This window comes from Pontibacillus sp. ABV4_188 (assembly GCF_056311905.1).
Map to the genome: position 1 here is coordinate 1,325,188 of NZ_CM149975.1, position 12,213 is coordinate 1,337,400.

Sequence of the window (12,213 nt, forward strand, 5' to 3'; positions counted from 1 at the left end):
GAGACACGATGCCAGCTAAAACAGGGGATCAGTATATTGAGAGAATTCGGAAGGCGAAAAACAATGTCTACATCGGAGGGGAGCGGGTCGAGGATCCGACCACGCACCCTTCATTTAAAAACGTCGTCAAATCAATGGCGCACTTGTACGATCTTCAGTACGAAAACCCAGAAAAAATGCTGTACACATCTCCAACTTCAGGGGACAAAGTCGGTATGACGTTCATGCGTCCTGAATCGATTGAGGATCTCATTAAGCGCCGAGAAGCGATTACGGAATGGGCAAAAGCAACAGGGGGCATGATGGGACGCTCGCCTGACTATTTGAACGCTGAAGTCATGGCGATGGGAACCGCAACGGATTTGTTCGCTGAAGCCGATCCGATGTTTGCTGAGAATGCGCGTAACTACTATGAGTACTGCCGTGAGAATGATATTAGCCTGACCCACACGCTTATTCATCCACAGGTAAACAGAGCGAAAGCCCAGCACGAACAGAAGGATGCTAATAACGCTCTTCACCTTGTTGAGAAGAGAAAAGACGGTATTATCGTCGATGGCATTCGCCTCTTGGCAACTCAGGGCGGGATCACGGATGAAATTCTCGTTTTCCCTTCAACGGTGAAGAAGTCTGGTGAACTAGATGATCCGTATTCGTTAGCTTTCGCTGTACCAAATAACACAGAAGGCTTAAAGTTCCTAAGTCGTGAGTCGTTTGATTACGGCAAGAACGAGTGGGACCATCCATTATCCTCAAGGTTTGAAGAGGGAGACGCGATCGTTTCTTTTGAAAACGTTTTCGTTCCTTGGGAGCGTGTATTTGTTTGTGAGAACTCTTCGATCTGTAACCGTACGTTTGCTGAAACGGGTGCAGTGGTGCATATGTCTCATCAGGTCGTTTCGAAGAACGTCGTGAAAACGGAGTTCTTGCTTGGTATTATCCTGCAGGTAATGGACGCAATTGGCATCGATCAGTTCCAGCACGTGAAAGACAAGGGGACAGAAGTAATGCTGACTCTTGAAACGATGAAGTCGCATCTTTATAAAGCTGAACACAACGCCAAGTTAGACAAATGGGGCACGATGACGCCAGACTTTGAAGCGCTAAATGCAGCTCGTAACTGGTATCCGCGTATCTACCCGCGCATCACAGAGATCCTCCGCATTCTTGGGGCATCAGGACTTATGGGCATCCCGAGTGAAGCGGACTTCCAGCATGAGGAGATCGGTCCAATTATTAATCGCGCGATGCAAGGGAAGAACCTTGATGGTTTTGAACGTGTCCAGCTGTTCCGTTTAGCCTGGGATGCAACACTTAGTGCCTTCGGTTCGCGCCAGGCTCACTATGAGTATTACTTTTTTGGGGATCCGATTAAGATGGGCATGACGTACTTTGACCAGTATGACAAAGATCCGTACAAAGACTTTGTGCAGGATTTTCTTAATAAAAGCACTTCGAAAAAGCCAAACGTCACAGGCGTATAAGGAGGGTTCCAAATGACATTTGATATTATTCGTTCAGCTCGTGCTGTCTTACACGTAACTGATTTGGATGCGTCACGTACGTTTTATGAAGCACTCGGCTTTGTGGAGACAGAGTCCGATGATACGCATATTTACTACAGAGGTTTAGAAGAACACAATCATCACAGTCTTCTGTTGAAAAAAGGAGATGAGGCCTCCGTCGAAGCCATCAGCTACAAAATGATGCGTGAGGAAGATCTTGATACTCTTGCTAGTGTATTTGACGGCAAAGGCTACAAAGTAAAGTGGATGGAAGCAGGTTCACAAAAAGCGATTGGGCGTTCCTTCCGAGTTCAGGACGTCTCGGGTATACCCGTAGAGTTCTTCGCCAAAATGGATACGGTAGACCGGATGCTACAGCGCTATGATCAGTACCGCGGAGCTCGAGTACAGAGGATTGATCACTTTAACTGCATGGTGTCTGATGTGCAAAAAGCGTATGACTTTTACACAGAAGAGCTTGGCTTCCGTTGTTCGGAGTACACCTCCTCAGATGACGAAGCGATCTGGGCCGCCTGGCTCCATCGTAAGCCAAGTGTTCACGACGTGGCCTTTATGAACGGAGACGGACCGCGCCTTCACCATATCGGCTTCTGGCTCAGTGACCAGCTTAGTCTCATTCACGCCTGCGACGTCCTCGCCTCAATGGGCTATGTCGATAGCATCGAGCGAGGACCAGGACGACACGGATTGTCGAATGCGTTCTTCTTATACTTGAGAGATCCAGATGGGCACCGGATTGAGCTGTATAACGGTGATTATTTAACAAGTGATCCAGACTTTAAGCCAATCCGCTGGGATATTAATGACCCAATGCGCCAGACCTTCTGGGGACACGAAGCGCCTGATCGCTGGTTCAACGAGGCCTCGCTGGTGCAGAATGTGCACACAGGCAAGACCCTCCCACTCCAGGAGCCTACGCTCAAGAAAAAGAAACCAACCTTCATTATATAGGCGGCTGTGGGGGGAGGTCCGTTGCCACATGAGTGCTTGGGCAGGCTTGGGGACAACTCGCTTTCCTGCGGGGAGCTGGGAAGCCTCCTCGTTCGCTTGCGCTCTCTGTGGGGTCTCCCCTAGGCTCCTTTTCCCGCGGGAGTCTCGCAGTCCCCAAGCCTGCCCTGACGATAAGGTGATGAACGGACCTACGCTCAATGTTTTATAAGCTCCCTTGCTCCAAATTTAGTACGTTTCCGTTACTCCTAATATAGAAAAGATGGTCCGGGAAACTGCGAGACTCCTGCGGGAAGAAGAGGTAGACGAGACCCCGCAGGGCATGATTTTTGCCCGAGGAGGCTCGACATCTCGCCCGCGGAAAGCGAGTGGTTTCCCGGACCATCTTACTCTCCATACAAGTTAACGGAAACGTTTCTCTAACTATTGCAAAACATCCAACGTGATTCCAAGTCTACATTTAAAGGGACTTATATGAAAGACAAACATTAATTGAACAATTATGTGAAGAATTCAAGGGGGAATGGTTCGTGGGTACTTTGAATACGTATACTAAGAAACTTCTATATATAGGCGGTGAGTGGGTGGAGGGGGAGCGTTATGTTCCTCTTTTTTCTCCTTATAATGGAGAGAAATTAGCTGATATCCCACAAGGAACTGTAGAGGACGTGGATCGGGCGATTGGGGCGGCTGAGGAGGCGGCTTATTTGATGCGTGCTCTTTCTTCACATGAGAGAGCGGGGGTTCTTGATCGACTTGCTCGTTTATTTGAGGAACGACAAGATGAAGCGGCAGCGATTATTGCAAATGAAGCTGCGAAGCCGATTAAGGCGGCTCGGGTTGAGGTGAAGCGCACGATACAGACGTATAGGTTTGCGGCGATGGAAGCTCGTAACCGTTACGGAGAGACGTTGCCGATGGATGCGGCGCCTGGTGGTGAGAATCGTGTCGGGTACACAGTGCGGGAGCCTATTGGTGTCATTGGGGCCATTACGCCATTTAATTTCCCAATGAACTTGGTCGCTCATAAAGTAGCGCCTGCGATTGCAGCAGGAAATTCAGTGGTGCTGAAGCCGGCATCCGCCACGCCGCTCTCTGCCTTCTTTTTGGCTGAGCTTTTAGAACAAGCAGGCCTTCCGAAGGGTGCGTGTAACGTCGTAACAGGAAGTGGGCGTGTTGTAGGGGACCGACTTGTAAAGGATTCGAGAGTGAAGATGATTACGTTTACGGGTAGTGCTGAGACGGGAATTGGGATACGTAACCAAGCGGGACTAAAGAAAGTGACGCTTGAGCTTGGTTCAAATGCAGCGCTTATTGTTGATGAAGGGGTGGACCTAGTAGATGTAGCAAAGCGCGCCGTGATGGGGGCGTTTGCCTATCAGGGGCAAGTGTGTATATCGATTCAACGCATTTATGTGCATGATGCTGTCTATCAAGCGTTTTTGCGTGCCTTTGTTGCAGAAACGGAGAAGCTTAAAGGGGGTAACCCGCTCGATTCAGCTACGGACCTCTCCTCTTTAATAACTAAAGAGGATACAGAACGCGCGCTTTCTTGGGTGCAAGAAGCGGTAGACGGTGGGGCTGTGCTTGAAGCAGGTGGAACGGTTGAGGGGACAGTGATGCGCCCGACAGTGTTAACGAATGTGGACCGAGATATGAAGGTGTCTTGTAACGAAGTGTTTGCGCCAGTTGTGGTCATCAATCGCATTCAATCGATTGATGAAGGAATCAAGGCGGTGAATGACTCTCGCTATGGGCTTCAGGCAGGTATTTTTACACCGAATATCCACCACGCCTTCGAAGCAGCGGATCAACTTCATGTAGGTGGTGTACTAATCAATGACATTCCGACATACCGTGTTGACCACATGCCTTATGGGGGTGTGAAAGAAAGTGGTACGGGAAGGGAAGGAATTCGGTACTCCGTTGACGAAATGACAGAGATGAAGCTAATTATAGTTAATAAAAATAAATGAGGTGTTTTGATGGACGATCGCATGTTTAAGACCGCAATGAGTAAATTCGCAACAGGAGTCACTGTTGTCACAACAGAAACGGATGATGAAGTGCGCGGCATGACGGCCAATGCATTTATGTCTGTTTCAATGGATCCGAAACTAATCGCTGTATCTGTGGCGAAGAAAGCTAGAATGCATGAGTACATTAAAGAGTCAGGCCAATTTGTAGTGAATATCCTTTCTAATGAACAAGAAGATATGTCGAACTATTTTGCTGGAATGGTAAAAGAAAAGTGGGAGCTTACCTTTGACCGCTTTGAAGAACAGCCAGCAATCAAAGATTCGCTTGTGAACATCGCTTGTAGCCTTTACGATAGCCACGAAGCAGGAGACCACACCATCTATATCGGTGAAGTGAAGAACTTAAGTATTAAAGACGGGATTCCGCTTGGATATTATCAAGGAAAGTATTGCAAGATTACAGAATAATAATAAACAGACACGTCACTTTGAGTGGCGTGTTTTTTTGATACATAGGAGGGGTTATGGTGCGGCAGATGATTTTCGCTATGTTATGGGTTTTGTTGGTGGGGGGGACGATTTCTGTCGTAATGTCTACCGATGTAGAATGGACTCCTATTATTGTTATTGTAATGGCAGGGTTTGTGTTCGTAACTATTTTTGGGATTCTAATCTTAAATAAGACTACAAGAATTGCGATTATACCGCTATTGCTGGGAGGATTCTGTTTTTGTGTGTTATGTACATTACTCGAAGTGAGGAATTTGTTCCTTGTAAGTCTCGTTTATTATGTCGGGTTAATGATTTACTTTCTTGGTTATGAGGAGTTTCATAGCGAGTAAGGGGGGAGATAATTCATTCCTATGTCCGGTCTTTCTAAAGGATTAATCAGGAATGAGGTGTTTTCCCTTAAAATCTGGACTCAACTCACTATCATACCAACTTGAATGTCTTTTCTACTAAACTCTTTTGTATCTTTTTCAAAACCCTCATACCCTATTAAATCCTTTATGTACTGGACATCCCCCTCAGCAATTCTATAAAATTGTACCTCTTCCCAGTTTTCTCCTCGTCGTTCTCCAACAATCGCCCCGTCATTTGTAAACCAGATCCGAGCCATAATCAAAATAATAGAATGCTCTGGATTTGCTACACTCATATAAAGATCAGGGTGCTCTACATCCACGTCAGCGGTATTGATTTTTTCTTTATCTATGTACATCATCATTAAGTTATCTACGATTGTCTGGTTCTCTGCATTTGTAAACACATGAGGGTAGTCCACGCGGTTCTCTTGCGACTCGTGTTGATAGCCAAAGCGGATCTCCCTGGATACCTCCTTATGAGTAACTGTTCCAACGAAATAACCTCCTAGAAAAAGAACTAAACAAGCAGCTATCCCGCCGATGATTATAAATAATTTCTTCAAAGTACCCCACCTTCCGTTACTAAATCTCTTCCAACGCCCGCCCTTTAATTCCATAAATTACAAGTGGATGTCCTTATTATGAAACAAATCTGTCTATTATTCAAAATAAATCCCTCTAAAAAAAGGAAATGGAGGGGGCGGTAACGTAAATGGTAAACGATGAACATGAATGTGTCGGTAAGGGAGGGGGAGCGGCCAAATCAAGGAGTAAGATTTGATGCATAGTGAGATGATGAGTGTTAGGCGCGTTTCGCGTTAAGGTACACCATTAAAAGGAGGAAACGAAATGAATGGATCACAACTGTTAGCCATGCAAGCACGTAGAAGCCCTGATCAAGAAGCGATTGTGTCAAATGGAAACCGAGTGACATATGAAGAATGGGACGTGAAGGTAAACCTATTGGCGAATGGACTTGCTACCTTAGGCGTTGGCCCCGGGGATAAGGTTGTTCTTCATATGCCAAATACAGAAGAATTTTTGTATAGCTACTTCGCCGTACAGCGACTCGATGCAGTCATCGTCCCGATCAATGCCAAGCTCGCCTATGATGAAATCCTTTATATTGTCGAGCATAGTGATGCCAAAGCATTTCTCACACATGAACTACTTTTCCCTCAAGTTGCGCCGCTTGCTGACTCCAATCTTATTTGTGTCAAAACAGGAGGCGCCGATGACGGATGGCGTTCGATGGACTCACTTATGAAGGATTCTCCTGATACACCTCGAACCTCAACAACAACAGAAGACGATGAAGTCGCACTCCTCTATACATCTGGTACGACCGGTAAACCAAAAGGTGTTTTGTTCACAAACCGCAATATCCAAACCGTTGCTACTATGATGGCGATTGAAATGAAAATGGAGCCCGGTAGTCGCGTGCTGCACATGATGCCACTTAGCCACTCTGCCCCTCTCCACTTATTTATGATGTCAACGACTTACGTCGGAGCTACACACATCCTAGCACCAACCTTCACCCCAGATTTACTCCTTGATCTTGTTTCAAAGGAACACGTCACACACTTCTTCGGCGCACCAGTCGCTTATCTATTAACAGCCAAACATCCTAACGTAAAAGAATACGACTTAAGCTCCATGCAGTATTGGGTATACGGGGGAGCCCCGCTTGGTAGGGAGGAAGTAAAGTTTGTGAAAGAACAGTTTCAAACCGACCGGCTCATGTGCGTATACGGATTAACCGAAGCGGGTCCAAATGGAACGCTTTTATTACCGGAAGAGCATGACCTGAAGGCAGGTAGTATAGGAAATCGTCCAGCCTTAAATAGTGAAATCGATCTTGTGGATGAAAACGGACAGCCCGCCCCACCTGGTGAAGTCGGCGAGATTGTGCTGAGAGGCGAAGGGGTTATGAAAGGCTACTATAAAGATCCTGAGAAGACGCACGAAGTTCTTCGTAATGGTTGGCTCTATACAGGCGACATTGGGAAGCGTGATGAGGACGGGTTCTTCTGGGTCATCGATCGGAAGAAGGATATGATCATCTCCGGAGGGGTGAATATTTTTCCAAAAGAAGTTGAAGAAGTGCTTCAAACACATCCAGCTGTTGCAGAAGTTGCTGTCGTGGGAATGCCTCATCCGGACTGGGGCGAGACAGTGAAAGCTTTTGTGGTGTCACAAAAGGGTGAGACTTCTTCAGAAGAATTGTCTTCTTTTCTGAAAGGGAAGGTTGCAGATTATAAGGTCCCTCGAGTTTATGAATTTTTGGAAGCGCTACCTCGGAATGCGACGGGTAAGCTTTTGAAGCATCAGTTACGCCAATCCGAAGTCGTGAAGGAGGTTTAACATGAACTATTTTCGTGAAGATCCGAATCTATCGTTTATTCTTGATCAGTATTTAGATGATGACTTTGCTGAGTGGGCGAAGCGGGAGTTGGATGAATACGGGGAGCTTTGTGCGACCGAGATCGATGAGCGCGCAGCCCATACCGACCGGGAAGGCCAGCCAAAGTTAATCAAGTACGACAAAATGGGCAATGACATTTCTTGTGTGTGGGTAAACGACGGATATAAGAAGACCATTCAGCAAACGTATGACCGGGGGATCGTTGGATACGTCCATAAACCGATCCCAGAGCTTGGGCGAAAAGGGGATTACATTTATTCGTATGCGCAAGGGTATCTCCTCTCTCACACTGAGCCAGGATTCTACTGTCCGGTTACGTTAACAATGGCGACCGCCTACTTAATCGATCATTATGCCAGCGATGAATTGAAGAAGAAATACTTGCCTCATGTACTCTCGACAGGAGATGTGGAGTTGTATGAAGGGGCAACGTTTTTGACGGAGCGACAGGGTGGATCAGATGTTGGAGCGAATGAAACAACAGCGATTAAGGACGGAGAGGTGTACCGGCTTACTGGTGAGAAGTATTTTGCTAGTAATGCAGGAATGTGCGGTGTGGCTATGGTGCTGGCCAGAAGAGAAGGGGACGGGGATGGATCTAAGGGGCTTAGTTTGTTCCTCGTTCCTTGGAAAGACGGTGAGCAAACGGCTGAAGGGATATCCATTCGTCGTTTAAAAGACAAATTAGGTGTTAGAGCCGTCCCTTCAGCTGAGGTGGAGTTTAAAGGAGTCAAAGCCTATCTCGTCGGTGAAGCGGAGCGTGGCATCTATTACATGATGGAAGCTTTAAATTTATCACGTGTGTGTAACGCCGTTGCTTCAATCGGTATTATGCAAAGAGCTTATCTTGAGGCGAAGCAATATGCGTACGACAGGGTTACGTTTGGAAGTCCATTAAAAGACTTTCCGATGGTTCGGGATACACTTGTCTCATTGAAAGCGAAGCAAGAAGTCGAAATGAGCAGTGTGTTTAAGCTCATTTCTTTATTTGACAACATGGCTAATGAGCCAGAGAAAGCCTCAAAGCGCGGTATTGCTTTCGAGCGCCTGCTGATTGCCATCTTGAAAAAAGAAGCCGCCGAACAAGCTATTCACTTCTGTCACGAGAGCATCGAAATGCATGGGGGGAATGGTTATATCGAAGACTTCGTCATGCCTCGCCTTTTAAGGGATGCCCAAGTGCTCACCGTTTGGGAAGGAACAGCGAATATTCTAGGGCTTGAGGTACTGAAGCTAATGAATAAATTTCAAATTCACAACCTTTTCATAGAAGAGATGAAGACTTCCTTAGACGCCTTTCCTGCTACCCTTCAGGCTGAGAGATCACTTGTTTATGAGAAAGTGGAAGAGCTAGATCAAGAGATTAGCCAGCTCACTTCTTACAGTGAAGAGGAGCAAACGTTTTATGCAAAGCACCTGGCAGAGAAAATGGCTGCGATTTTCGAGAGTGTGGTAGCTCTTGAAGATGCGGTCAAAGGAGGAGCGCGTAAGACAGCCGTAGCTGAAGTCTTCTTACAGAAAACATGGAAAAAGAACGAGTTGGACGCAAATAGAAAGTCCTTAGTTTATTACGATTTGATTGTAGAAGGGAAGGAATCAAAGGTTGGGGTGAACTAGTGGGATGGAGGGACAGGTACCTTGTCCCGATTTTTGAAATCGGAAATGAGAGTACATTTATTCTTTTGGACAGGCAAGGAATAACAAAACGGACAAGATGCGTAAGCATGTTGTCCGTTTTTATATGGGGTGCATGACCTATACTAAAACTAACCCCCTTATTTCGAAACTCGAAGGGACGATGAACTTGTCCCTTTGTCCCGGAATTTAAAGAGGAATTTAGAGGTATGTGATTTATAGAGTGGTGAAGTATGATATTATTTTATATAGTGAAATAAAATGAGAGAATACGTATGCTTCTTGCAGAAGGTCTTCTGACTTATGAATGATGCTTAGAATTCAATATGATTGTGAACAAAGAAAAAGTATGTTCATAATATAAACTAGACGAATGAAACAAAAGGATTGAATAGATATGACAAAATTGAAATGGTACGATGAGCTTTCAAAATTAATTAATAAAGATCATGTGAAAAAAGATGAACCTTTAAAAACCTACACATTCACCAATACTGGTGGGGAAGCGGACATTTTGGTTTCACCGGAGAGCAACAACGAAGCAGGAGAAGTGCTCTCGTATTGCTATGAAAATGAAGTGCCTGTTACGTTCCTTGGGAATGGGTCTAATATGATTATTAAAGATGGTGGCATTAGAGGTGTCGTTCTTTTCTTAGGGAAGATGAAGGATATTAGTCATAATGGAAACAAAATAACAGCTCAAGCTGGTGCTAAAATTATTGATGTTTCTAGATATGCATTAGACCAAAAGCTTACTGGACTAGAATTTGCATGCGGAATCCCTGGTACAACGGGTGGAGCCCTATATATGAATGCAGGTGCATACGGTGGAGAGGTTTCAGATGTGCTTGAAAGCGCGGTCGTCGTGACCGACAAAGGAGAACTTCAAGCCGTAACAGCTGATGACCTTGGTTTGGGTTATCGAACAAGTAACATCCCTGATCGCAACTTACTTGTATTAGAAGCTACGTTCGCATTACAAGCAGGTGAGTATGACGTCATTAAGGAAAAGATGGATGATTTAACGTTTAAGCGTGAATCTAAACAACCTTTAGAATTCCCATCCTGCGGAAGCGTGTTCAAAAGACCTCCAGGCTATTTCGCTGGAAAATTAATTCAAGACAGCGATTTACAAGGCGTCCAAATCGGCGGCGTTATGGTCTCAACAAAGCACGCAGGATTTATGGTCAATGTGGGCGGAGGAACGGCAACCGATTACGTGAACTTAATTAGGCACGTGCAGGAAACCGTAAAAGAGAAGTTCGGTGTAGACCTTGAAACAGAAGTTAGAATTATTGGAGAAGACTAAAAGGTAAAGAGCCCTGTGCTCTTTACCTTTTTTAAGTTACCTCAATCTTTCATCGATCCAGCCTCCCGAGACGTCATATCCCCGATTCCAGCGTCTAAATCCTTTTGAATGTCTTGTTTTACTTTCTGAGGATCTGTACCGGCATAGCCTTTTTTCATTGGGGATCTTGAATTTTCTTTAGATGGTTTGTTTGGTTTCATACCATCCCTCCTTCTTACGTGCATCACCTTTATTGTTGGTTGAAAGCTGAATCCTATACTGTAAGGAATGCCTAAATCGGACTAGTCTATATTTCGCACTATCGTCGATCTAAAGGTATAACACACGGAAAGAGTCGTAATCACCAATCCACAAAGCCCCATAACTGTAGGGATGGAGAGATGTACAAGCAAAGAGAGAGAGACGAATCCGTATGATAACGGAACGAGTCCATTTGATGAGGCGTTCACGATACTCATGACACGACCAATCTTATCTGACCGACTTTGTTCTTGGATGATTGAGATAAGAGAGACATTAATAACGGATGATAATAAGCCCATCACCCCTAATAAGCCCATCCCTTGCCATAGGTGATGAATCATACCAAGTAGGGACAAACAAATGCCCAGGACGGTCATTAAGCATAAAATCATAATCCCTCTTTTTCGCCTCAGGTTCATTACCCCTATGAGAAGGGCTCCCGTTAGCATTCCCCCTTGATAAGCACTTTGCATGAAGCTTAATTGCAAAGGTTCTCCATCTAGGGCATGATCGACGATGAGGGGAATCCCTATAAGGAGAGGGCCAAAGAAGAAAAAATTAATAAAGATGATAATCATCAGCATGTTCTTTAAAAAGGGAAGATTCCATACGTAACGGAACCCATCTTTTAATTCTGTCTTGGTTGAGGGTGTTGATTTCTCGATTTGTGCCTCTTCTTTAATGAAGAAGGAGAAGAGGGAGGTGAGGAAAAGAAGAGCAGCGATTGTTGCAAATAATATAGAAAATGAGCTGATTGTTAACACAAAACCACCTAAGATTGGACCTGTGAACATGGCGAATTGATTGGAGCTTTGGATAAAAGAGTTCGCTTGCGTTAGCTTCTCCTTTGATATAAGTGTAGGTACAAGTGATGAGTTGGCAGGGGAGAAGAAGGCGTCGACAACTCCAAAGCATAATGCAAAAGCAATAAGAGGTGCAATTGCCAGCAGACTTAATTGAAAGAAGATCATCATGCCGATCATTAATACCCCTCTTACTAAACTAGATATCACCATGATGCGAGATCTTCTGAACCGGTCGGCAAGTACACCTCCAATCGTCATAAGGAAAATCCGGGGGATCATAGTGACCATTAAGACGACCCCTAGAAGAGCCTCTTGATCAAGGACACGAACGATATACCACTGTTCAGCAAATAGATAGGTAGATAAAGCAAGGAAAGATGTTGTACTTGAGAACCACAAATAGAGAAACTTTTGATTCTTCCATAAGCGTCCTGATATCGAACTGTTTGAGGTAGCTAAAGCGTCATTCATAT

The 12,213-nt window shown here is 45.2% G+C and carries 11 protein-coding genes; 8 read left to right on the top strand and 3 right to left on the bottom strand.

From position 1 onward, the window contains the following. Positions 1–8: 8 nt before the first annotated feature. From hpaB to ACYX4O_RS06680, 5 genes are all read left to right on the top strand, one after another. Positions 9–1,484 (top strand): 4-hydroxyphenylacetate 3-monooxygenase, oxygenase component, encoded by a 1,476-nt coding sequence (gene hpaB, locus ACYX4O_RS06660; protein ID WP_476355693.1) that lies wholly within the window; start codon positions 9–11, stop codon positions 1,482–1,484. Positions 1,485–1,496: 12 nt separating this feature from the next. Then, the gene (gene hpaD, locus ACYX4O_RS06665; RefSeq protein ID WP_476355695.1) at positions 1,497–2,477 is read left to right on the top strand and encodes a 3,4-dihydroxyphenylacetate 2,3-dioxygenase; all 981 of its coding nucleotides are present in this window, start codon (positions 1,497–1,499) and stop codon (positions 2,475–2,477) included. Positions 2,478–3,013: 536 nt separating this feature from the next. Then, complete coding sequence (locus tag ACYX4O_RS06670; protein ID WP_476357028.1) at positions 3,014–4,450, top strand: aldehyde dehydrogenase family protein; 1,437 nt, start codon at positions 3,014–3,016, stop codon at positions 4,448–4,450. A 9-nt stretch (positions 4,451–4,459) separates the two neighbouring features. Beyond that, on the top strand, positions 4,460–4,921 hold the full coding sequence (locus ACYX4O_RS06675; RefSeq protein ID WP_345240886.1) for a flavin reductase family protein: 462 nt from the start codon (positions 4,460–4,462) through the stop codon (positions 4,919–4,921). 59 nt (positions 4,922–4,980) lie between these two features. Then, entirely contained in the window at positions 4,981–5,295 is a 315-nt protein-coding gene (locus ACYX4O_RS06680; protein ID WP_476355697.1) for a hypothetical protein, read from the top strand. 80 nt (positions 5,296–5,375) lie between these two features. Here the strand turns inward: ACYX4O_RS06680 and ACYX4O_RS06685 are convergent, their stop codons facing one another. Further along, complete coding sequence (locus ACYX4O_RS06685) at positions 5,376–5,882, bottom strand: hypothetical protein (RefSeq protein ID WP_476355698.1); 507 nt, start codon at positions 5,880–5,882, stop codon at positions 5,376–5,378. Between the two features lie 286 nt (positions 5,883–6,168). Here ACYX4O_RS06685 and ACYX4O_RS06690 point away from each other — a divergent pair, with 286 nt between their 5' ends. The 3 genes from ACYX4O_RS06690 (at position 6,169) to murB (ending at position 10,691) form a co-directional block, all read left to right on the top strand. Beyond that, a complete protein-coding gene (locus tag ACYX4O_RS06690; RefSeq protein WP_476355700.1) occupies positions 6,169–7,686 on the top strand; it encodes a class I adenylate-forming enzyme family protein in 1,518 nt (505 codons plus the stop codon). Position 7,687: 1 nt separating this feature from the next. Next, the gene (locus ACYX4O_RS06695; RefSeq protein ID WP_476355702.1) at positions 7,688–9,364 is read left to right on the top strand and encodes an acyl-CoA dehydrogenase family protein; all 1,677 of its coding nucleotides are present in this window, start codon (positions 7,688–7,690) and stop codon (positions 9,362–9,364) included. A 415-nt stretch (positions 9,365–9,779) separates the two neighbouring features. Beyond that, positions 9,780–10,691 carry a UDP-N-acetylmuramate dehydrogenase gene (gene murB, locus ACYX4O_RS06700; RefSeq protein ID WP_476355704.1) on the top strand — a complete coding sequence of 304 codons (912 nt, stop codon included), beginning with the start codon at positions 9,780–9,782 and terminating at the stop codon, positions 10,689–10,691. A 41-nt stretch (positions 10,692–10,732) separates the two neighbouring features. On the opposite strand, the gene ACYX4O_RS06705 is transcribed toward murB, so the two are convergent. Together ACYX4O_RS06705 and ACYX4O_RS06710 are read right to left on the bottom strand one after the other, a co-directional pair. Continuing rightward, on the bottom strand, positions 10,733–10,891 hold the full coding sequence (locus ACYX4O_RS06705) for a hypothetical protein (protein WP_476355706.1): 159 nt from the start codon (positions 10,889–10,891) through the stop codon (positions 10,733–10,735). An 81-nt stretch (positions 10,892–10,972) separates the two neighbouring features. Continuing rightward, positions 10,973–12,211: an MFS transporter gene (locus ACYX4O_RS06710; protein WP_476355708.1), complete on the bottom strand. Its 1,239-nt coding sequence runs from the start codon at positions 12,209–12,211 to the stop codon at positions 10,973–10,975. Positions 12,212–12,213 lie beyond the last annotated feature (2 nt).

What these genes read in the sequence shown, in the direction of transcription:
- ACYX4O_RS06710 (WP_476355708.1), bottom strand. Translation starts at nt 12,211, where the DNA reads ATGAATGACGCTTTAGCTACCTCAAACAGTTCGATATCAGGACGCTTA.
- hpaB (WP_476355693.1), top strand. Translation starts at nt 9, where the DNA reads ATGCCAGCTAAAACAGGGGATCAGTATATTGAGAGAATTCGGAAGGCG.
- murB (WP_476355704.1), top strand. Translation starts at nt 9,780, where the DNA reads ATGACAAAATTGAAATGGTACGATGAGCTTTCAAAATTAATTAATAAA.
- hpaD (WP_476355695.1), top strand. Translation starts at nt 1,497, where the DNA reads ATGACATTTGATATTATTCGTTCAGCTCGTGCTGTCTTACACGTAACT.
- ACYX4O_RS06690 (WP_476355700.1), top strand. Translation starts at nt 6,169, where the DNA reads ATGAATGGATCACAACTGTTAGCCATGCAAGCACGTAGAAGCCCTGAT.
- ACYX4O_RS06705 (WP_476355706.1), bottom strand. Translation starts at nt 10,891, where the DNA reads ATGAAACCAAACAAACCATCTAAAGAAAATTCAAGATCCCCAATGAAA.
- ACYX4O_RS06695 (WP_476355702.1), top strand. Translation starts at nt 7,688, where the DNA reads ATGAACTATTTTCGTGAAGATCCGAATCTATCGTTTATTCTTGATCAG.
- ACYX4O_RS06675 (WP_345240886.1), top strand. Translation starts at nt 4,460, where the DNA reads ATGGACGATCGCATGTTTAAGACCGCAATGAGTAAATTCGCAACAGGA.